This window comes from Ignisphaera cupida, assembly GCF_030186535.1.
In the GTDB taxonomy this organism is placed as follows: domain Archaea; phylum Thermoproteota; class Thermoprotei_A; order Sulfolobales; family Ignisphaeraceae; genus Ignisphaera; species Ignisphaera cupida.
Genome location: NZ_JASNVW010000001.1, coordinates 381,534 through 404,889, shown reverse-complemented (window position 1 = coordinate 404,889; position 23,356 = coordinate 381,534). Strand labels below are relative to the sequence as shown.

Below are 23,356 nucleotides of genomic sequence, written 5' to 3'. Positions count from 1 at the left end.
ATATAGTTTAAACATGTTAATTTAGTTGGGGTTTGTTCATGAAGAAAGTAATGAATGGTGTAAAAACAATCTTTTCAATAGCTCTTGCAACAATATTATTACTGAGTATTGTAGCACCATTAACTATTCAAGCCCAGCGAATATTACCTGCATACACTAAGAGAATTGAATTTGTAAGAGTACCACTAGAAGATGTGCCTGCAAAACTTGGTAGAGAAATAGATGTTTATCTCTTTGGTTTAAGACCTGCTCAAGCAGTTCAATTAGCTGGTAGAACTGATATAAAACTATATCAAGCAGCTGCTGGTCTGCTAGATATAATACTAAATCCAGCACCAGTAACAATACTGAAGTACAAAGGCAAAGTAACTAAAGATGATGTTAGCAAAGCACTTGGGTTACCAGTAGAGGCTATCAACACTTACTACAGTGAGAAGGAGGGAGTTACATCCATTGAGCTTTGTGTTAAGCCCAAGACCATTCCATCTGGTTATGAAGTTGCCAGAGATACTGGGTTAAAGATAAACCCATTCTGCTTTAAGCAAGTGAGATTTGCAATGAATTACATGGTTGATAGAGACTTCATAATACGTGAAATCATGAAGGGATTTGGAATACCCATGTACACAAACTATGGACCTGCTGATCCAATGTATGCAGATATTGTTGATATTGTTGCAAAGTACAGATTCACATTTGATCCAAGCTATGCCTACCAACTAGTATCTGATGTATTGACAAAGGTTGGTGCAAAGTTTGAGGGTGGCACTTGGATATATGATGGAGAGCCAATCAAAGTTACATTCATAATTAGAACTGAGGATGAGAGGAAAAATATAGGAGAAACTGTTGCAGCTGCTATTGAGCAAAACCTGGGCTTTAAAGTCGATAGAGTTATGCTAACATTTGGCGAAGCAATAACAAGGGTTTATGGCACAGATCCTATGGAGTTTCAATGGCATTTATACACAGAGGGTTGGGGTAGAGGAGCATTAGAGAGATGGGATCCTGGAATGTTAGCACAGTTTGCAGCACCATGGCTTGGCTATATGCCTGGTTGGCAAGAAGCTGAATATTGGAATTACAGAAACGAGACCATAGATGAGCTTAGTCAAAAAGCAGCTCTAGGCCTCTTCAAGAGTAAGGATGAGTTTTTAGAATGTATTAGAAAAGGAACGGAAATGGCAATCCAAGAAAGCATTAGAATTTGGATAGCTGCTAGAACAGATGTATATGCAGCTGTTACTAATCTAGAAGGTGTTACGTTAGATCTTGGTGCAGGACTTAGAAATACTGTGTTCAATGCTAGAAATTGGCGTATAGCAGGTAAGGATACTATAACTGTTGGTCATCTATGGATATGGACAGCTAGAACAGCGTGGAACATATTTGGAGGTTTCACAGATGTTTATAGTGTTGATCCTGAAAGAGCCACGTTTGATCCATGGTCCTGGAGGCATCCATTCAATGGCGAGCCAATACCCATTAGAGTTACCTGGTCTGTTACAACAGCAGGACCTGATGGAAAGCTAGATGTTCCTTCTGATGCCATTAAATGGGATCCAAATAAGGGATGGGTGCAGGTTGGGCCTGGGGTAAATGCTACAAGTAAGGTAGTATTTGATTTGTCTAAATACCTTGGTTACTATTGGCATCATGGAGTAAACATTACCTGGGCCGATGTTCTTGGGTACATTGCTATGGTATTTGATGCTGCATACAACAGTACTAAAGCTAAGATAGAAAGCAAGATAGCTTCAACACTTCAAACAAGTTTGCAACCCTTTGTAGCCTTTAGACCACTCATAGAGGAGAAGAAGCTTGAGGTATACATAAACTTCTGGCACTTTGACCCCAACTATATAGCTGATTACGCTGTGTTAAACCCAATAAACCCAATAGAATTAGTCGCAGCACAAGCATACCTTGGCTATGACAAGCAAACTTATGCCTTAACAGACACTAGAGCAGCTGCTACAAAGTTGCCGTGGCTAAGTGTTGTTCTACGCGATCATGCAGCAGATGTGAAGAAGGCTTTGCAGGAGATGAGCTATGAATATGTTGCTAGATATACTAATGTGCCCGGGCTTTATACAATATCTCGTGATGAGTGGAGCAAGAGGGTACAGGCATTGACTTCGTGGATAGACAAATATGGATCTGCATGGGTTAGCAACGGACCTTACATGCTTGTGCTATATGACAAAGATGCTCAAAGACTTGTGTTAGAAAGGTTTGAACCTCCAGCTTATCCGATAAGACCTGATGCATTGTATTACGGAATACCCCAGCCAAATGTAATACTATCAATATCTGTTCCAACTGTTAGCCCTGGTGCAGAGGCTATAGTAATTGTTGAGGTCTCTGGCAAGTTCCCATTACATGTTATATACATGATTCAAGACATGAAAACCAAAGATATTCTGTACTCTGGTAAAGTTACTACAACAAGAGAAGAGGTGAGGATAGTGCTACCATCTCTTGTAACAGCAAAGTTAAATGAGTTTAGCAACTACGAGTTCATAGTTGTTGTTTATGGTGATGAGGTTACACAACCAGCACAGAAATCAGCTATACTAACAACTGGGTTAGCTGCAGGAGCTGTCTCAGAGCTTAGGGAAAGAATATCAGAGTTGGAAAAGGGATTGCAAAGCGTTAGAGAATCTGTTAGCAGTGTACAGAAAACAACACAAGAGCTTAGCACCAAGCTAGAATCTGTAAGTACTGAGCTAAGAAAAGAGCTAGAGACACAACTTGGTACAGTAGGCAAGACAGTATCTTCATCACTAGATCAGCTGGCCAAGACCTTAAGTAGCGGATTAAGTGAGACATCAAGATCACTAAGCATATCAATAACTAACATGAGCAAAAGCTTAACTGAGTTACTAGCAACAATTGCTCAAGACACTACATCAATTAAGCAAGGTCTTCAACAACAAAGAGATTTAACAACTACTCTATCAAGAGACATAGGCGATTTGAGGACATCAATAGACTCCTTAGCTGATGCTATTTCAGGCTTAAAATCATCGTTGAACACATTAACAACACTAGTGATTGTAACATTAGTATTGTCACTGGCAAGCGTAATTGCTGCAGTCGTTGCTGTAATTAGAAGGTAATGAAAACCAATACAATATAAAAAGCAGTAAATTATATATAAAATTTTTTAACCCTTCTTCTAATTATTGCTCATATAATCTCATGCCAGAATATTTTTGGTGTTTATATTGAGTGTAACGAGAAGATTAACGCAGAGAGCTATAACCCTAACTGTTAGTCTAATAGCAATAGTCGTATTAACTGCTGTAATTCTAAGTTTAACAGGTTATGATGAAAAGGTTTACAAGGCTATTATAGATGGTGAAAAAAGAGTTTATCAGCAACAACTACAGCGTATGGGTGTTTCAGCTGAGGAAATAACAAGAAGAGTTAGGGAGTATGAGAAGACATTGATAAGCCTATATGGTTTAGACCAACCACCTGTTGTGAGAGCGTTTATGAATGTTAGAAACATTATGTTTTTAAATCTTGGCTATGCCCAATCAGCGGATACCTGTTCTGTAGCAGGATTGCCATTTCCATGCAGAGTCTCGGATGCTATCATGGCGGTAATACCTAGGTCTATACTATTAGTAACCTTAGCTGAATTTGTGTGTGTTGTTATAGTTCTACAGATAGGCCCTTTACTTGCATATAAGCGTGGGGGTATCTTAGATAAAACTGTTATTTCCTATGCTGCAATCTTTAATGCCATACCCTTGTGGTGGTTGGCAATGCTTTTTATACTCATATTTGCCTACACCTTAGGACTTGCCCCTTCAACATCAAGACCTATAGTGGCTGCAATAAATAGCTTGAACATTGTTGAAATAGTTAAATACATGTGGCTGCCTCTACTAGTTTCTGTTGTTGGATTGTTAGGTGGGTGGCTATATAGTGTAAGAGCTATGGTTTTAAGGGTTTCAGCTGAGGATTTTGTTGTTACGGCAAAGGCTAAGGGTTTAAGCGATGCTGATGTAGCTCGAAAACATGTTTTAAGAGCTTCAATGCCTCCTGTAATTACAAGTATTGTTTTAGCGCTTTCAACATCTATTTTCGGAGGTTACATGATTACTGAAGCGGTATTTGATTGGCCTGGAATGGGTACATTGTTTAGAGTTGCTATAACAAATTCAGATAGCCCTACAGTATTAGGATTAGTTTTTATGTCGTCACTTGCATATGTGGTAGCCAGGTTTATTCTAGAGATTTTATATATGATTTTAGATCCTAGGGTGAGAATTTGAAAGAATATATAAAAAGCATTGCAACTTGGATTAACACAGTATGGCAATACAACCTAGGAAGGATAGGATTAATATTGCTATTAGCAATAGTTGCACTATCCTTTATAGCCCTTGCTGTAGTACCTTCTGATATATCAATTAAGTGGAACAATCCAAGAGAATGGGCATATACCCCAAAGTTAGCACCACCAGATTGGGTTGCATTTATAGGTATTCAACGAGCTCCTCATGCAGTAATTAATGTGCCTAGATATTCAACATATGAAGAAGCTGGCATAACTTATTATGTGTATAGAGCTATCTATAATCTTGATGCAAATGACTATCCTCAGAATATTGCTGTAGTTATTGAGAAACTTAATCCTCTTGTAACGAAAAGTGCTATGGACATATCTTTAAAGATTAGCTTAACACTAGAAAGACCTGATAACAATATTGTTACACTTTATAGTGGTGCTAAACAGTTGAGTGAGCTAGTTAGTGTTATTCAACAGGAATCGGAGTATGTTTTGTTTACCGATCCATCAACAACAATTTCATCGATTAGAGATCTTGTTTCAAGTATTACAGGTATGTCAAAAATTGAGTTTAGTCAAAAGTATGAGCCACAGCTGACAGCAGGTGCTTTATACATAAAGTATTGTTTTTCTAAATTTTCATTATCAGGTAATGAACTTAGGATCTCGCCTTTAGAAGGTACTTATAGAATACAGTTCTCAATTGCTATACCTACAAAATATTTAGTTGAATTGGGGTTAAGGGGATCTCCTATTGAATCTCTATCCATAATTGTGGTAGGGGATAGATATGGCTACCTAGGTACAGACTACCTTGGAAGAGATATAGCTTTGGGTGTTCTCTACGGATTTCCTGTAGGCTTGCTCATAGGAGTTTTTGCAGCCACAGTATCGGTATTTATGGGTGGTGTGTTGGGGGTTGTGAGTGGTTATTATGGTGGTTTGGTAGATGAGGTAATACAGAGATTTGTAGATGTGTTAGGCAATGTTCCACTACTTCCAATAATGATATTAATAGGTGCAATAGTTCAACAAGTATTTGAATCTCCCTGGCTAAGATTGTTAATGATAGTTGTTGTGTATATAGCTTTTTCCTGGGGTGGAACAGCCATAATTACAAGAACCATGACTTTAACTATAAAAGCTGAGCCTTTTGTAGAAGCGGCAAGGGCTTTGGGAGCAGGTTCAGCTAGAATTGTGTTTCGCCATATATTACCCAATGTAATGCCATACCTATTTGCATCTCTGGTTTTTGCAGTACCAGGTGCTATACTTTTGGAAGCTGGTTTAAGCGTGTTAGGTATTTACCATGGTCTTCCCACATGGGGGTCGATACTAGCTTCAGCAGAGGAATACAGAGGTGTGGCGATGTATGCATGGTGGTGGGTGCTACCCCCGGGAATGTCCATGGCTTTAACATCCTTTACATTTATTGCCTTGGGCATATCTATAGAAACAATAGTTGATCCTAGGCTGAGAGGGAGATGATAATGTCTCAAAAAGAATACAAAGCTATTGAGCAAAGGGATGAGGTCATGGATTCAGTAAAAGGCAGTGTTAAAGATAATCTACTAAGTGTTAGTAATCTAAAGGTTTATTACTTTACAAGTGGAGGTATTGTCAAGGCTGTTGATGATGTGAGTTTCTCTCTTAAAAGAGGGGAAATACTTGGTTTAGCTGGAGAATCTGGTTCTGGCAAAAGTACTCTTGGCTATGCTTTAATGAGGCTAGTGCCTCCTCCAGGTAAAATCGTTAAAGGATCTATAAAATTCATGGGTGAAGAACTAACATCTATGAGTGAAGAAGAATTTAGAAAAAGAATTAGGTGGAAAGGTATTTCAATGATTTTCCAAGGAGCTATGAATTCTCTAAATCCTGTTATGAAGATAGGTGATCAAATAGCTGAGGTTTTTAAGCTTCATCTTGGCCTTTCTAAGGAAGAGGGAGTTAAACGTGCTCGAGAGCTTTTGAAAACTGTTGGTCTGGATCCTGAGAAAGTAAATGCTTATCCACATGAGCTTAGTGGTGGTATGAAGCAAAGAGTTGTAATAGCCATGGCTCTGGCTTTGAATCCTCCTCTTGTAATTGCTGACGAGCCTACAACAGCTCTTGATGTTGTTGTTCAAGCTCAGATACTTAATCTTTTAAAAACTCTTCAAAGAGAGAAAAACATGTCTATGATAATAATTTCACATGATCTCAGTTTATTAGCCGAAATATCTGATTACTTAGCCATTATGTATGCTGGTAAAATAGTTGAATATGGATCTTCAGATACTATATACAAAAGCCCTAGTCACCCATATACTATAGGCCTCTTAGACAGTATTCCAAGTTTGAGTAGCGAAAAAACCGAATTGAAAGGCATACCCGGTGAGCCACCAGATTTGATTAATCCCCCACCTGGTTGTAGGTTTCATCCCAGATGCCCATTTGCAATGGATATTTGCAGAAAAGAGGAGCCTCCAATGACCAAGCTAGAGAATGGCCATATTGTTTTCTGTTGGCTTGCAGTTAAGAGGTGATGATTGTGGGTTTTGAAGGTAACTATCATCCTATGTTAAATCATGAAACATTGCTTTATGTAAATGATTTGAAGGTTTGGTTTTCGCTTCGCAAGGGATTGAAAGAGCTTTTAACCAGGGCTCCAACAAAATATGTGAAAGCTGTTGATGGTATAAGCTTTTCCTTAAATGATGGAGAGGTTTTTGCATTAGTTGGAGAATCTGGCTGTGGTAAAACAACAACTGGTCGAGCAATACTTAAACTTGTTGAACCAACATCGGGCATCATTGGATTTAAACCAAGTGAAAAGGTTTTAAAGGAGTTAATTGAAGCTGAAGGTGAGGACATTCTTTTGAATACAAAAGTTCATGTTGATATAACCAAAATCAGTTCTAAGCATATGAAGCCTCTTCGAAGAGAAATGCAGATTGTGTTTCAAGATCCATATGCAAGTCTTAACCCAAGACAGTCAATTCTAAGCATACTTACAGAGCCTTTGGAAATTCATAGAATTGGAGAATCAAGAGAAGAGAGGATGGAAATAGTTGCAAAGGCATTGGAATTAGTTAAGTTAACTCCACCAGAAGATTTCATGTATAGATATCCACATCAGCTTTCAGGAGGACAAAGACAAAGAGTTGTAATAGCTAGAGCCATAATACTTAAACCTAAGTTCATTGTAGCAGATGAGCCTTTGTCAATGCTAGATGTTTCTATAAGAACAGAAATTCTTAAGCTTTTAATGGAGTTAAGAAATGAGCTTAGACTTTCATATCTGTTCATAACACATGACCTTGCTTTAACAAGGTACATAGCCAATAGAATAGCTGTTATGTACCTAGGTAAAATAGTTGAGCTAGGGCCTGCCAACAAGGTTCTATATAACCCTCTACACCCATATACAAAAGCCTTAATAAAGGCTATTCCAGAACCTGAACCAAGCAGAAGAAAAGAACTTAGAGTACTTGATATTAAAGGTGAAGTACCCACAGCTATAAATATACCACCTGGTTGTAGGTTTCATCCCAGATGCCCTATAATTGACAAATACCCTCAACTTGCAGAAATATGTAAAGCAAAAGAACCTCCACTTATAGAAGTTGAAAAAGATCACTATGTTGCATGTTGGCTTTACAAAAAAGTTTGAAATGCTTTTTCAGTAGATAATGTTACTTGGATTTAGCATTATTCCACTTTCCTGAAGCTTTAAAGCACATTTTCTACAAAATGCTGCTTTCTTCAAATCTACTTCATATACCGAATTACTGAAGTTCATAACACAATCAGGTTGTCTACAATGTTCCAAACCCAATACATGGCCAAGTTCATGAAGAACCTCTTTTTCTATTCTCAATAAGAATAGCTGTTTATCTACTGATTTCAGTCTTTGCAAAAATACTACAGCTCCTGAATGTGGATATGCAACTCCAAAGACAAAATTAAGTCCATTTACATATCCATCAGCATCTATGACTCCAAGAGCATAGGAATCAACATGTTTCTTTAGAGTAATCAAATAGTCTAAAACCTGATCAGCTTTATACTGGTTTCTTCTAGAGTTGAATAACCATTGTGGCAAAGCTATAATGCTTTCATCAATTATTTTAAGATTTAAAATACTTGCTACAATATTTTCAACATGTTTTACAATATCAGTGTTGCTAGTTGTAAAGAATATTTCTACGCTCATAACATTCACTTGATTACTTGATTTTTTGTGAAATGATTATTACTGGCACAATTGCTAATGCAGCAGCTTGATCAGCGACTATTTCTTCATATGCGTTGTATCTTAGAATTATATCAATCATGTCAATATAATATAGAAGGGGGTTTCCATCACTACATGCTATTCTCCAATATCTTTTCTTATCCTTTTCAATTCTACTTTTCCTAAGAATAGCAATATGTTCAAGAACCTGTTTTGAAACACCTTGTTCAATAATTTTCAATATCTCATTAATGCACTCTTCGTAAAAATCGAGAATAGTGTAGTCAGCTATTCTCATATGAAGTTTCCACGAATTAACATCAAGATCTTTACACACACTTATACCATCAACTGATAACCTCTTAACATACTCAACATACCTACTTCCAATGACCATAGCAGGTGAGATGTAGGTTGATGAGAATACTAAAAGCTCTACAATTTCATATGGAAACTTAGATGCTTCATAGAGTTTTTCTATAAGCATTTGAATTGCGTTTGTTGGAGGAACAAGCTCCTTAAATGGATTTCTATTCAAATAATTCCTTAATTTATCTCCATATCTTTTTATGATGCTTGGGGTTAAACCTAGGTTCCGATACTTGAATCTGCTAATAAGCCACTTTAAACTTTTCCATGCACCGTCCTCTTCAAAATCAATTAAAACAACTCCTCTTAAGTTCTTAACAATTGCAGCGTACTTAGCAAAGCTCATGAGCTTCACAAAAGAGGTTCTTCATAGTCTTTATTTTCTATCTTATTAAGCTAGCTGCTAACAACAGTTAAAAGCTCTTTATCCGACAACTTAACAACTTTCATGTAGTTATCACTTATATCTCTAAGATCATCGTTATCACCCATTATCATAACTGATATTAGTCTTGCTTTTGCATGTTGAAGTGCTTTTTTGATAAGGCTTCTAGCTATTCTATCTTCGCCATCTGTAATCAGTATTATGTCGCTTGTTTCTCTAACACTACTCTTCAAAATATCGTTGCATGCTGTCATAAGAGCTTTCGATATGTCTGTTCCACCACCATTTCTAATCATGGCTATGTACTCTAAAAGCTTTGCAACATGTCCTGGTTTCGCATTTGGTTTAACAGATATTAGCTCATATGGTTCAGAATCAAAGAATCTTATGTAAAATGGTCTTTTCTCAATTCTACTTCTCATGAATAATGCTAAAGCTGTTGCTTTTGCCCACAAAATTTTGTTTCCATCCATGCTTCCAGATTTGTCTAGCAAAACATAGATGGGGCCCATAGTCAAGTACATAACTTTCTCAAATATTAACAAGTCACCCTCAGCTATTTTTGTATATAGATATAGCTGTGGATATGCAAGTTCTGTATATACTATTCTTTCTACATCTGATCCTCTGGAATACCCCTCTATTTCTCCTCGCTGATACCCAACCTTTTTTCTCTTAGCAGCATAGGCTATGTCTGGTATTCTAGCTAAAACATTGAGTATGTTTTTAATGTCAGTATTTTTAACAAGTCTTAGAACAGTTGTCACATCTTCATCAAGATTAAGTATGTGCCCAACACCAGCCTTGTTTCCATAAACAAAATGTTGAATCTCCTTAACAGTTTCTGCAGCTTCGCTAGTCTTTCTAATAGCATTCTTCACAGCTTCTTCAAAGCTTTTACCACCATCACCTTCATCCTCACTCTGCTGCTGATTACGCATTCCACTTTGACCTCTACCACCTCCATGTTCAAATTCTTTCTCCTCGTTGCCAAGCTCTGAAAACAGATTCATTAAAAACAATGTTCCTAAAGCTACAGAAGCAAAGCTATCTGCAACTGTATATAGCCTCAGCTTCTTAGCTTCTTCATCTCCAAGCATAGTTTTTATCAATTTATATTGTTTTTCTTTACCAAGTGGAACATCAGTTATTTCAACAAGTTGTGGAAATGGCAAGTACAGTGCATAGTAAACATCTATAGCCATCTCAAGTGGAATTTCACCTCCAACTCTCAACCTCTTCAAATTATCAATTATTTTCTGACCCTTATACCTAGTGAAAGGATCTAGATAATCTATATTCTTCAGAATTCCTGGCATTTACCTACCCTCAATTTTCCTCTTAATTTTATCCAGTATATCATTTATTTGCTCAACAATCTCCATACCCTTTTTCTGTACCTTCTCATCATTGCTTTCTCTCATCATAGCCAATACCCTATCTCTTGTGGATTCCAAGTCTCTATAAATTTCTAGAAGCCTGTATTCAACAAATCTAGAGTTTATGGATGGAAACGATGCAATGTAGTTTCCAACCTCCTTAACGCTAACACCTATTTCCTCTAACTCTCTCAGATACTTGTATGGTGTTTTCAGCTCTTCAGAAAGAATTATGTTAACTTTTTCAAAATCATCTATATCGTGAGGAGCTATATACTTTAAAACCATAAGATCCTCTTCAACAGCTTGCAACCTTCCATTAATTAATGCGTTGGCTGCTATAACCTTTAATGCTTTACCCTTTCTTCTATCTGTTAAATGTATGTTTTTTGACTCCAAAACAGAGAATATCTTTAGAAGCTTTGACTCGACACCACTAAAACTAACTTCAAAAACCATTCCATGCATTTTATCAAGAGTATTTCTATCAATGATAATTTCTGGTTGTTGATACCCAAATCTCTCAATATCCCATGCCTTTCTCAAAAGCTGTTTCCATAAATCATCAGGCAAAGGCTTTACATAATGTCTAAGCAAAAACCTGTCATATAAGGCTTCTAGTTCAGGTTCTTGTGGAACTTCATTACTTGCTCCAAACAAGCTCCACAAAGCAACTCTAATTTCTGTGTAGCCATCATAGAATAGCCTTTCATTCATTATTGTTAGAAGTGTGTTTAGAATAGCGGAATTCGCCTTGAAGATCTCATCTAGAAATGCTATTTCAGCTTCTGGAAGCTTATGTGACGTTATTCTAACATATTTTCCATCTTTCAAAGCATTTATATCAAGAGGACCAAAGAGTTCTGCAGGCTCTGTATACTTTGTTAATAGATACATGAAGCATTTCATATTTAGAATTTGAGCAGCTCTTCTAATCAAAGCACTTTTTGCAGTACCAGGTTCGCCAATTAGAACTGCATGTTCTTTTGTTAAAAGGGCTAGGAGAATTACCTTAGCCTCCTCCTCCCTGCCAACAAATGGTTTAGAAAGCTCATTCAGAATTTTTTGAAGAATCATCAATTCATCTTTGTTAATGATTTGATTTGGTTGCATAACCATATACCACTACATTTTAATATTTTCTACTTACACACCGCACAAATTATATTTCTTAGCAAGTCTATATTAAATCTATAGTCTCTATAACACTCATCAATTGTTTTCACAATTCTCACAGGAATAGAATAAACATTATCTTCACACATCAAAAATTTTGTGAATTCCCTAACACCAAGTTTTTCACCAATATCCATTCCAACATAAGTTTTTAAAGCAATTCTGCTAAGCAGCTTCAAAAACATTTTCCTGTTAACAACTCCGCATTTTTCTAGGGCCTTGAGAAAGAGGTAAAGAGATTCAATAACATCTAGGTTAGGAGCAGAGCTAACAATTTTAGAGGCTATAGCATTTTCAACAAAATTCAAGTTGCTTAACTCATTCTCATCAACAATATTGAGAATATTCATCAATACTTCCATATATCTTGAAACTGCTTCGCTATTAACACTTTCAACAACATCTAATTCACTGTGGTATACACCATCTCTTAAAGCATCTTGAAAAGAGTTGATTGTTAGCGAAGGTATTCCAACCATTGAGAATGAAAAAGAGTCAAAAACAATATCATCACCTTTTAATTTAAATCCATTCTTCATTAACACACTCTCCAATATTGGATTCGACGTTGAAACAACTATATTGCTACTGTAAACAACATCAATGTTAATTACAGTTTCTACTTCATCAAAAAGCTTGTGAAAATACTTGGAAACAAAATGTTTTGAGCCAACAAGCCAGTAAAAAGAGTTTAGTTTTTGGGGAAACCCCTCTTCAGCTGTAAACAAAACTAATGACAACCCCTTCTTCAATAACTTAAAACGAGATAAATGTCTAAACAATGCAATTGCTATTGCCACACCCAAAACATTGTCTGAGGCTCCTGAAAGCCAGTGGTCATGGTGTGCAGTAACATATATTCTTCTATCGCCATTGCCATGAATATTTGCTATCAGGTTATAGCCATAAGATTGAACAGTACTTGATTTTGCACATATTTCTGCATTTCCAAATTCAACAATTTTTCTAGCAACAGAAAAGGGAACCACAATTACTGGTGTCTTTATAGGTAAGGCTTCCTCATACAAAGCAACCAAATTTTCTAAAACAACTATTCTTCTTATGGTGTTGTGAACATCAGAAAAAATTATTAGCCTGGGGCTGTAAAGACTCAAAATCCTTGCAATAGTGGCTATGTCGTCTGGATCACGAGGTGTTTCAACAATTACAATTTTGTCATAGATGCTACTATATGAGAGATTTTTTGTTATGATCTCTGCTGCACTAAATATTGTGATGTTGTTTTGCAAAATTTCTTCACATACATCGATTTGAGCAGGTGGTTGAACTGCACATCTATAAGTCTCTCCACGGATATCAATAAAACAATAGCTTTCTTCCCACGAAGTAACTGGGACCGGATCTAGGTAAACATCATCCCCATACCCATCTAAAAAACCTCTAATAATATTTAAAAGAGCTAACTCCTTCCTCGAACCACCAACAACTTCCCCAAAGCTACTAACAATATTCGCTATTCTAAATGCTTCTTCAACTATGTTTCTCAACATACTCACTCATTCATATCTAAGAGCTACAGCTGGAGGTATTTTAGCTGCTCTGTAAGCAGGTAGAATGCCCCCACCAATACCAACAAGAATTGTTAGTCCAAGTGTCTTTGCAATTGTGTAGATCCTTATCTTTGGAGCGGCTTTAACAACCATAATAGCTTCTGCAGCAGCTCTTATCTCAAATCCTCTAGATGCTAAAGCATGAGCACCTATAACACCTAATGAAATGCCTATAGCTCCACCAATTAAGCTCATCACAATGCTTTCCATGAGAATCATTACAAGAACTTGAAAATCTGTAAATCCAAGAGCTTTTAAAACACCTATTTCCCTTGTTCTCTCAATGACAGATGTTATCATTGTTGCTGCTACACCAGCTATTGCAACTGCAAATGCTGATAGTGATGCTGCAAAGGATATGAAATTCATTGCGCCAATAATGGAGCTAGCAATATTTGCAATACTCTGAAACGAAATCGCAGATGCTGAGTTTCCATATATTTGCTGAAGCTGCTTAACAAGCATGGGGACATACTCGCTTTTCTCTGCCAATATAAATATTCCACTCCACTCATTTAAACCCAGAACTCTTTGACCAGCTGAAAGAGGAAGAAAAATTGTTGTATCAGGACTTAGAATAAATGCTCCTCCAAATTCCTTAAGAATAGCTGCAATGGAAACAGAAGCTCTTCTAATTTCCGTTTTACCACCAGCTGTTTTCATATATGTCAATGTAATAACATCTCCAAGATCATAAACCCTGTTGCCATTATCATCAAAAGCTATTTTATATCCAACAACAGCTTTTAGATAATCTGACTCAGATGGTGTATAGCCCTCGAGAATTTCCAATCCTCTTATTGACTCAAAAACAATGTCTATTGGTATTGCATATACAAAAACAATTTTTGTTTGTGTGCCCACCCTGACCTGTGCTTGTATAGAGTAAAATGGTTCAACTCTTTTAACACCTGGTAAAGACCTTATCAGATTTAAGTCACTATCACTGAATTTTGTTCCAGATTCTGGAAAAAGAACAATGGCATTTTGTCCAAGACCCTCAATTTGATTAATTATATAATCTCCATAGCCATCTATAACACTTGATATCATGACAAGAGCTAGTGGACCTATTGCAATTCCAATTATTGTTAGTGTAGCTCTTGTTTTTCTTTCTGTAAGTGTTTTGAATGCAAGCTTGAAAATGTCTAAAAAGAATTGAATGAATAACATGAAAATTACCTACATTTAATTCTTTCTATAGAGCCTTCAATGGCTTTAGCATGGATCTTTACATATCTATACAGGAAGTAGCCTATCACAGTAAGAAATGTAGCAATAATTGCTATAATGACATAGTGATTGTATATAACTGCTTCTTGTTGCGATATCGTTACAGTTGATGTTGTTTGCTGTATTATAATTGGAACTGTGTAGTTAATAACATCTGTTCTACCATATTCATCTCTATACACTATCTTTAGCACAACAGTGTTGCTGCTAATGTTGTTTACATTTATTTCTATTCTAAATGCGGATTGAGATGCAGGATCTATGTCGCCAACTAGTGTTTCTCCATAGGAATTGCCATAAATTGCTTTAACAACAACACTTCTTGCTGATGCTATTCCATAATTTGCAACAGTTCCTGAAATAGACAATGATTTTCCTGAAAGAGTTGCCTTGGAATCTAAAAGGGATATGTCTATGAATGGCTCTATCAAAACAGCTATTGATGTGTTGAAGAACTGTGTATTGCCATTAACATCTTTATAAACTAGTGAAAGAGAAAATGGCACGCTCATGTATCTTAAATATGTTTGTGTACCTCCCATGGAAATGGAAATGGGGTTGTAAACAAGTTTGTAACTCACATTAACGGTTTTTGATGGTGGCAACAAATCTATGTATTTAACTGCTTGCTGTGGTATAAGCATTGATGCATATGGAATGAGATACACATAAACATTGTACAGCGGTGCAGAGCCCTTGTTAGCAACGCCTATATCAAGTGTTGCAACACCCTTAACTACTTTAACTGTTGTAGGTGCAAAAACATCAACTATTTTAGCAGAGCCCAAAATACTAATATTTATTGCTATTGGTATTTCTCTAACATTGTTCCACTGATCAATAAAATTGAGAGTACCATTTGCAACATAAAAGCCTGTTTTATTCGTTACTATATTCAGTTTCACATAGAAATACAGCAAATCACCATATCCAAAGCTTTGTGCACTTGCTGGACTCTGTTGCAATAATATTGATGCCATGTACTGCTGCATGCTTGAATATCTTAGTTGTTGAATTCCTTGAAGCTGCTGCAAAACATTTATGTTTGAAGCTGGTATGGAAACCTTTGAGCTGTTGGCATCAGATGATGTGAAACCCTTGGGAAGGTTTATGTTAAGAACAACTCCTTTCATTGATGGATTATAATTGTTTCTAACAACAATCATAAGCATTGCTCCATACTCTGGTGGCTGTGGTGTTTTACCAATCCACTGCACAGAAACAACATCAATACTCTTGCTTAAATCATTCACAATGAGACTTACACCATATCTCTCAGTAACTAAGGTGTTTGGAGATCCCGATTCAACAACATAGCTAGTTACAAGCTCTGCAAAATACCTACCTGGCTTCACATTCCCAACAGATATTTGAAGTGTTACCGTGAATTGCTGAAGACTGTTTATAGGTCCTGCAACATATGTTTTTGCCACTGATCCATACTTTGTGTAAAAACCTTGTGGAAGTTTAAGCTCTATATCAACTCCAGATATTCTATATGGCCATCTATTTGCAATTGTTATCACAAGTGTAACGTTTTCTGTATTTGGATAAACAGGCCAGTTATTGCTCCAGGAAACATCAACTATCTCCAAACCTCTTCCAGAAGCTGGTGCATCTACTAGCAGTGTTACAGTAAAGTTTTGCGAATCATTGATGTTTGTGCCAAAATATGTAAATGTGTAAGCAACAGTGATTTTGAAGAGTATGTTTCCAGCTTTATCAATACTGGCTAGATCAGCATATAGTGTAACACTACATGATGCTTCAGGAGCTAGTTGAGGAGAGCAAACATCTGATTCCTTGAACAATGTTATAGAGCTGTTCAAAGGCTTTGCATAAATATGAACACCACTAATGGGGTAGTACCCTCTGTTCATTACTGTGACTGTGAATGGAGCATTTCTCTGACCTATCAACACTCTTGTTGGTGCTTGTGGACCACCCCAATACACCGAAACGAGGCTGATTTCTGGCTTGTAGTAACTGTATGAAGCTATTGCAATTGGTATTAACAGCTTTTCTTTGAGAATTACTAATGCCTGTCCGCTTCTCACAGCATAGGTAAGGTGAATAGTTATATTCTTTACCCCTGGAGATGCCGTTGTTGCAATGTCAACATTTAAGTCAATAGTGCATATACCTCCAGAGGAAACACCATTTAAGCATGTTCCTGTAACATCATTTAGTTTAAGTTCTTTCGGTAAAACAATCTCAGGCTTTGTCCATGCAACTTGGTATGTTTTTGTATTTGCGATAGTGATAGAAATTGTTACTTCTCTTGCTGATGGCAATAACGGTGCATAAGCATTATTTAAACGTGTATGTAAAGCAACTACTCTAAAAGTGTTTAAATTGTTCATGATTTTTAGAGAAATTCTATACTCTGTCCATGCTCTGTAGTATGATCCTCTACCACTACTTACCACAGCACTCAAATATAGTTTTGCTTCAACACCACTAGCATTGTTAACCTCAATGTTTCTAAACACCACTGTTTGAATTGATCCATAGTCTATAGGGCCATTCACTATCTGTACAGAGATGTTTCTACCATCTAAAAATGCTGCATTGGATACTTCAATTCTTAAAACAATGTTCTGTATAGTATCTATTGAAAGAGACTGTAGTGTGAAGTATGCTGATGCTCCACTTGTCTCAGATGTTGTTATCTGGTTTTCCCATCCATAGTCAATCAACGAAATGTTTAGCAACGGCTTATATATCGGTAAAAGTATTGTGTAATATTCATTAGACCAGTAACCACCACCTTTTATTGTTGTTGAGAGATAGTCTACTCTAAGTATTATCGGATAAAGACCATCAGCTGTTGAAACAACATCTATTGGGCCAATCTCTATGCGGATGCTTTGTCCATAGCTATAAACATTATTGCCTAAAACAATTGTTGTACTTCTATTTCCATTTTCAAAAACCATTTCCTTAGGAAGATAAACACTAACTTTAATTCCCTCAACTCTATATCCAGGTGAAGAAACTTGTAAATAAACATAGGCATGAACACCAACAGAAGTTGTATATACTTTGTTCTCTACCCATCCACTAGAGGAAACATTGAATATTCTTGTAAAAGGCCTTTCAAAAACCTTAATGCTTATAGTGTAGGTAGATGAAAACTTGTAGAAGGTATTTGTAGATGGGTCAAAAGCAATTCCATTAACAAGTAGCTTTGCTGGGTATTCTCCAAAAGCAACATTGGTTAGAATTGATATGCCTGAAAATGAAAGAGTTGCTGCTGAACCTCTCTGAATATTGATTCCAGATACCGTGATTGTTGATGGGTAAAAGCCTTTGGGAAGCTGAAGAACAGCTGCTGCATCTCTTACATCAATAACATCATAGTTTAGTAAATCAATGTTTAGTGTTGCTCCCTCAGTACCGGCATACACCTCTCCAGAAGACCAATAAACATTGGTTATAACTAGATCTATGGATGGTTTCTGAATTGGAATATTGAATGAGTATATCTGTTCACTCCAAAACTCGGCTCCATTATCATCCCCAAATATTATGAGCTTCACAGAAATTGATATTGTATTGCTGTTTCCCAAAATTATTGGTGGGCTATATAATGTTTCAACATCCCCATATGCCAATGTTTGTTGAGAAATTGTTGTAGCTTTTAAAGAGTTGTTGTAGAATGATCCATTACTTTGAATTGTGAAATATGCTGTTATGCTTCGAATATTTTTGAAATCCTTATTCATTATAGTCATGTAGAATCTTGTTCCAATAGCATTTTCCACAGGTTTTGGTGTCTCAACTCCATAGTCAATAATTTGTATGAGAAGTTGTGGAGCTTGAGAAACTGTTACATAAAATGTTGCACTTCCCTGTGCACTATAAATAACATTGTCATCTGTAGACATAGTTGCATTAATCTTTAGTTTAACAAGGTATTGTGTGTTTGGCAATGCATTTGAATATATTGATATGGGTCCTAGCGATATTGTTGTTGTTTGGTTTTTGCCCAGATTGGAGAACTGATACCTTATGCGATTAGGTGTAAATACCTGTGGTAATTCCACAACACTATTTGCTTGAACTATATTCGAATTTCCATTATTTTTAAGTGTTATATAAAGGTATACACCCTGACTACCAGGATATGCATCAGGATTCCAATACCAATCAACAACTTCTACACTTATTGGTGGATACTGGGAAACAGTTATTGCTATGTTACTCAAGGATGCTGAAAACTGTGATCCGCTAACCCTGTAATAGATTGTTAGATTAGCTATGTATGTGCCAGGCGCAGTTGAGCTGTCAACATCTATGTGATATTCAAAAACTATAACATCTCCTGGCTCTACAACACTATACGTTGAACCATTTGGTGTTTGTGGAGGTGAGCAAGAACTATAGCCTCTTGTTATTGAGAAGCTAGGTGGAAGATTTATACAGCCTGCTGATATAAATGCAGTTGAAGAGCCATTATACAGCACATTTATGGTTAAAACAACGTTTCTACTTCCTGGATAAATAGTATTTGTGTTTGCAGATGATTTGTAGCTATACCTCATTAAAATAAATGGTTGCTGCTGAGCATAGCTTGTGGAAATGAAAGCAAATAAAATTAAATGCAATATCAGTAGCAAAGCTATTGCACATGTAGTGAAATGTTTGTTCTTTACAAACATTTTAACACCTTAACATAGCAATTTTCTTGGTTATGTCTGCAGACACAGTATTGCTCTTAGCTTTATTTTTAAGTTTTTGTAATTTTAGTCAAAAACCCATGTTATTCACATACTCTTTTCCACTAACATTGACAAGCAGAGCTTTTTGTTGCAAATACAATCTTTAATGTGAAAACCGAAAATCAATATGTGTTAAGAATGCATTTACTTGTATCAGGTATTTGAATAGAAACTATTTGACCATCTCTAATGATGTATATCTTTTGAGTGCAATTAGCTATTTCCGGGTCGTGAGTAACGATAGCTATTGTTGTTCCAATTTTGTTCAACTCTAGAAATGTTTGCATAACCACTTTTGCACTTGCTCTATCAAGATTACCTGTAGGCTCATCAGCTAGCACAATTCTTGGATTACCAACAATAGCTCTTGCGATAGCAACTCTCTGCTGCTGACCACCAGATAACTGAGTTGGTTTCTTAGGCAACCATGAAACATCTCCACCAGCTTTAACAAGAGCTTCTTTAGCCATTTCAATTCTTTTTGATTTTGGTATTCCCCTTGGTATTAAAGGCATTTCAATGTTTTCCAAGACAGTTAATCTGTTTATTAAGTTAAAGAATTGAAAAACAAAACCAATTTTAGTATTTCTAATACTAGCAATCTCTCTGCTGCCAAGCCTAGAAACGTCAATACCATCAATAATAACTCTTCCACTCGATGGCTTATCTAGAAGACCAATCATATTAAGAAGAGTTGTTTTTCCAGAACCAGAAGGACCCATAATCGAAATTATTTCTCCTTCAAATACTTTTAGAGAAACACCTCTAAGAGCTTGTGTAACAACATCACCAACTCTATAAACTTTGGTGACATTATCAACAACTATAATTTCCCTTACCATCTTACATTCACTCCAACACATGTTTTAATGCATAAAATTTTTAAGCATTTTTAGAATAGCTATAACAGGCTCTCTCAGACACCTCGGAAACCGAGGAGAATGAAGAGAGAAGCCGACGGGGTCGAATACCCTTCACCAACATTTCTAATATGCTTTAACTAAGCATTTGTACAATTAAATTTAATTTAGGTTAGTCTATGAGAAAGTATAGTAATACAAAAATTGTGAGTTTTTATGGAGAAGAAGAGCAATATCCTTGAAATAGACTTTATATTGGTAAATATTAGGGGCATCTTCAAAGATCTTGTGCTATATTCTCTTATGAAGCTTGGAAAAGCACATGGATATGCAATAAAGAGGTTTTTGTCACAAACAATAAAAATGTATGTACCGAGTAGCGGGGTTCTCTATCCAACTCTTCACGAACTTGAAAAAGAGGGCTTGTTGAACTCTGTTGTAGAAGGCAATAGAAGGGTTTATTCACTTACAGAAAAGGGTTGGAAATACATGGAAAGTAGACTAAGTGATATAGAGAAGAATATAAGAAAAATAAATAGAGCTATAGAAATAGCGTCATATGTAGGGCTAAGGGAAATGTTTGATGTAATTAAAAAACTTTGGAATCATGATATTGAGCTTTCTCAAGAAACATTAAATGAGATAAAAGCTAGAGTTCAGGAAATTATAAGTATTCTAAATGGTGTATTGGAGACAAGGAAAAGTGATAAGTGAATGAGTTGAGGTTTTTAGGTCAGAACACCTGTTTCGCATTCTTATCAAAAAGAATCAAGTTTTTATTAAATAACATCATGACTAGTTTTGTGACAATAATAGCTAGAGTTATATACTTCTTTGACTTACATATATTCAACATATAATTAATAAAAAGGTTGTTGTTGATGACTCTAAGAAGTTTTGATGATGCTATACTCAAATCTGTTGCTAGTTTTGAGGCTGTTGATGTGGAGTTTATTAGGAGAGGAGTTAAGAGTGGTAGGATAATTGTTTTTGGCAATGTGAAAAGAGATAATGTAAAGCCTGTTGCTATTGGTGAGGGACTTTCAACGAAGGTTAATGTTAATATCGGTACCAGTGGAACTGTTGCTGATTTGAATATGGAGATTAAGAAGGCTAGAGTTGCTGTTGAGATGGGCTCTGACACAATAATGGATTTATCCACTGGTGGTAACCTAGATGAGGTTAGGAGGAAACTTATGGAGGTTTCTAAACCATTGCCCTTTGGTACTGTGCCAACTTATCAGGCTTGGATTGAGGGTGTTGCGAAGTATGGTGTTTCTATTCCATCTGATTTCTTTTTAGCTGTTGTTGAGAAGCATCTCAAGGATGGAGTAGACTTTATGACTATACATGCTGGCATTTCTAGAGAGTTATCTGAAAAGGCTTTGAGAAGTGAAAGGCTTATGCCAATTGTTAGTAGAGGTGGTTCTATGCTAGCTGTTTGGATGGTTGAAAACAATTCTGAAAATCCATACATCAAGCACTGGGATTATTTACTAGAATTGTTTAAAGAATACAATGCTGTTATTAGCTTAGGTGATGCTCTTAGACCTGGAACAATATTTGATGCTCATGATGAGCTTCAAATAGCTGAGCTTGTTAACAATGCAAGACTTGCCAGAGATGCTATAAACAAAGGCGTTCAGGTAATGATTGAGGGACCTGGTCACATGACTTTAGACAAAATTGTTGCTGATATAAGACTTATGAAGAGTTTAAGTGGGGGTGTGCCATACTATGTTCTAGGTCCTCTTGTAACAGATGCTGCTGTTGGCTATGACCACATAGCAACTGCTATTGGTGCTGCAATAGCTTCTGCTGCTGGTGCTGACCTCATTTGCTATCTAACGCCATCGGAACATCTCAGTTTACCAAATGTTGAACAGGTTAAGGAAGGGCTTATAGCGGCTAAAATAGCTGCTCATGCAGGTGATTTAGTTAAGCTTGGTTCAAGAGCTGGTAGAGTAGATGCTGAAATAAGCATTGCAAGAGCGATGCTCGACTGGGAAAAGCAAATAAAGTTGGCTCCAGACCCAAGAAGAGCTTTAATAATGAGAACACAATTTGAAGGTAATTTGAAGAGCTGTACAATGTGTGGCCAGTACTGTGTGTTTTTGCTTCTTGAGAAATGGCTTAAGAGTAGAAAAAGTATTTCCATGAATGATCTTTTAAATAGGCTTGGAGGAGGTCGATTACATGAGCTTGTGTTAATCGTGGGTTTGGAGCACATGGGTTAAGACGCCATGTTTAAAGGATAGAGACTTAGTAATTGTGTCAGCTTGCCTCAAAATAATAAACAACAGTTTTGTTGAGGAGCTTGCAAAGGGAAAGGTAGTATTGTATGCATGTCCAGAAAGAGAACACCCAGCTCTATATGGAAAAATAGCAAGCATTATAAGATCATCTAAACCAAGGTCGGTAACCGTTGTGACTGTTGATGGAAGTCCACATTGCTTTCAGCTTCACGCAGCTGTTAATGAGGCTGAGTATATTCTTGGAGAGAAAATCAATAAAAAGCATTATGTTGTAGTTGATGGAGAGAAGGTTGTTGAGATATCGCCAGATGCTGTTAGGGTTGCAAGGTATCTGCATTTAGTTAATAAACTTATTAAATCAAATAATGATGTGTTGGAAGAACTTAAACAACATAGTTTAGAGTACAGAAAATTGCTTGAGCTTCAGCAAAAGCAAAGCAGCTAAAAACCTTATGTTTAGACTACATAAATAGATTTTTGGTGATAAAATTTGGAAGAGGAGCTTATTTATCAAGGAGAAGGCTCTGAATGGATAGAAAAAGTTAAAGAATTGCTAAAACAAATTGGTGTAAGATTCGAGGCTGAAGAAAGTGTGAGGATTCATAGAGATGATGTTGTGATAGAGGTTGTAGAGAGAGAAGGGAGATTTACAATATCTATAAACATGGAGATTCCAAAAACAGTGGAATTGAGTGAGCTAGAAAAACATGCTAGTGCATACAAAAGCTTTTTGGAGATAATTGCAAAAAGCTCTGCAGAACCTTTCTATGAACTTGATGCAAGCATAGGATATACGTTTCTAAGAGCATTGATAAATGTTGACAATATTGAAAAGCTTTTAGATATGCTTAGAAAAATTCTGTAGCAATTTACTTTTGAAAC

The 23,356-nt window shown here is 36.4% G+C and carries 16 protein-coding genes and 1 pseudogene; 9 read left to right on the top strand and 8 right to left on the bottom strand.

What is annotated here, in order from left to right:
- The first annotated feature begins 38 nt into the window (after nt 1-38).
- The 5 genes from QPL79_RS02295 (at nt 39) to QPL79_RS02275 (ending at nt 7,958) form a co-directional block, all read left to right on the top strand.
- Nucleotides 39-3,122 carry an ABC transporter substrate-binding protein gene (locus QPL79_RS02295; RefSeq protein ID WP_285273166.1) on the top strand — a complete coding sequence of 1,028 codons (3,084 nt, stop codon included), beginning with the start codon at nt 39-41 and terminating at the stop codon, nt 3,120-3,122.
- Between the two features lie 108 nt (nt 3,123-3,230).
- On the top strand, nt 3,231-4,289 hold the full coding sequence (locus tag QPL79_RS02290; RefSeq protein ID WP_285273165.1) for an ABC transporter permease: 1,059 nt from the start codon (nt 3,231-3,233) through the stop codon (nt 4,287-4,289).
- Nucleotides 4,286-5,794, top strand: coding sequence for an ABC transporter permease (locus tag QPL79_RS02285; protein WP_285273164.1), 1,509 nt, complete (start codon nt 4,286-4,288; stop codon nt 5,792-5,794). The genes QPL79_RS02290 and QPL79_RS02285 overlap by 4 nt, the downstream gene beginning before the upstream one ends.
- Before the next feature lie 47 nt (nt 5,795-5,841).
- Nucleotides 5,842-6,831, top strand: coding sequence for an ABC transporter ATP-binding protein (locus QPL79_RS02280; protein ID WP_285273402.1), 990 nt, complete (start codon nt 5,842-5,844; stop codon nt 6,829-6,831).
- Between the two features lie 32 nt (nt 6,832-6,863).
- Entirely contained in the window at nt 6,864-7,958 is a 1,095-nt protein-coding gene (locus QPL79_RS02275; RefSeq protein WP_285273401.1) for an ABC transporter ATP-binding protein, read from the top strand.
- Nucleotides 7,959-7,967: 9 nt separating this feature from the next.
- Here QPL79_RS02275 and QPL79_RS02270 read toward each other — a convergent pair whose 3' ends face one another.
- The 8 genes from QPL79_RS02270 to QPL79_RS02235 form a co-directional block, all read right to left on the bottom strand.
- The gene (locus QPL79_RS02270) at nt 7,968-8,501 is read right to left on the bottom strand and encodes an archaemetzincin family Zn-dependent metalloprotease (protein ID WP_285273163.1); all 534 of its coding nucleotides are present in this window, start codon (nt 8,499-8,501) and stop codon (nt 7,968-7,970) included.
- 13 nt (nt 8,502-8,514) lie between these two features.
- On the bottom strand, nt 8,515-9,237 hold the full coding sequence (locus QPL79_RS02265) for a hypothetical protein (protein ID WP_285273162.1): 723 nt from the start codon (nt 9,235-9,237) through the stop codon (nt 8,515-8,517).
- A gap of 50 nt (nt 9,238-9,287) precedes the next feature.
- Entirely contained in the window at nt 9,288-10,595 is a 1,308-nt protein-coding gene (locus QPL79_RS02260) for a VWA domain-containing protein (protein WP_285273160.1), read from the bottom strand.
- Nucleotides 10,596-11,753, bottom strand: coding sequence for an AAA family ATPase (locus QPL79_RS02255; protein ID WP_438839346.1), 1,158 nt, complete (start codon nt 11,751-11,753; stop codon nt 10,596-10,598).
- A gap of 44 nt (nt 11,754-11,797) precedes the next feature.
- Nucleotides 11,798-13,339: a M28 family peptidase gene (locus tag QPL79_RS02250; protein WP_285273158.1), complete on the bottom strand. Its 1,542-nt coding sequence runs from the start codon at nt 13,337-13,339 to the stop codon at nt 11,798-11,800.
- A gap of 9 nt (nt 13,340-13,348) precedes the next feature.
- Nucleotides 13,349-14,575: an ABC transporter permease gene (locus QPL79_RS02245; RefSeq protein WP_285273157.1), complete on the bottom strand. Its 1,227-nt coding sequence runs from the start codon at nt 14,573-14,575 to the stop codon at nt 13,349-13,351.
- Between the two features lie 5 nt (nt 14,576-14,580).
- A complete protein-coding gene (locus tag QPL79_RS02240; protein ID WP_285273156.1) occupies nt 14,581-19,299 on the bottom strand; it encodes a COG1361 family protein in 4,719 nt (1,572 codons plus the stop codon).
- A gap of 182 nt (nt 19,300-19,481) precedes the next feature.
- Nucleotides 19,482-20,201 carry an ABC transporter ATP-binding protein gene (locus QPL79_RS02235; protein WP_285273155.1) on the bottom strand — a complete coding sequence of 240 codons (720 nt, stop codon included), beginning with the start codon at nt 20,199-20,201 and terminating at the stop codon, nt 19,482-19,484.
- 234 nt (nt 20,202-20,435) lie between these two features.
- Here QPL79_RS02235 and QPL79_RS02230 point away from each other — a divergent pair, with 234 nt between their 5' ends.
- The 4 genes and pseudogenes from QPL79_RS02230 (at nt 20,436) to QPL79_RS02215 (ending at nt 23,339) form a co-directional block, all read left to right on the top strand.
- Nucleotides 20,436-20,933: a PadR family transcriptional regulator gene (locus QPL79_RS02230; RefSeq protein ID WP_285273154.1), complete on the top strand. Its 498-nt coding sequence runs from the start codon at nt 20,436-20,438 to the stop codon at nt 20,931-20,933.
- A 167-nt stretch (nt 20,934-21,100) separates the two neighbouring features.
- Nucleotides 21,101-22,456, top strand: a complete 1,356-nt coding sequence (gene thiC / locus QPL79_RS02225; protein WP_285273153.1) for a phosphomethylpyrimidine synthase ThiC — start codon at nt 21,101-21,103, stop codon at nt 22,454-22,456.
- A gap of 16 nt (nt 22,457-22,472) precedes the next feature.
- A pseudogene (locus QPL79_RS02220) lies at nt 22,473-22,919 on the top strand (4Fe-4S ferredoxin); the annotation flags it as partial.
- A gap of 45 nt (nt 22,920-22,964) precedes the next feature.
- Entirely contained in the window at nt 22,965-23,339 is a 375-nt protein-coding gene (locus QPL79_RS02215; RefSeq protein WP_285273151.1) for a hypothetical protein, read from the top strand.
- Nucleotides 23,340-23,356: the final 17 nt, after the last annotated feature.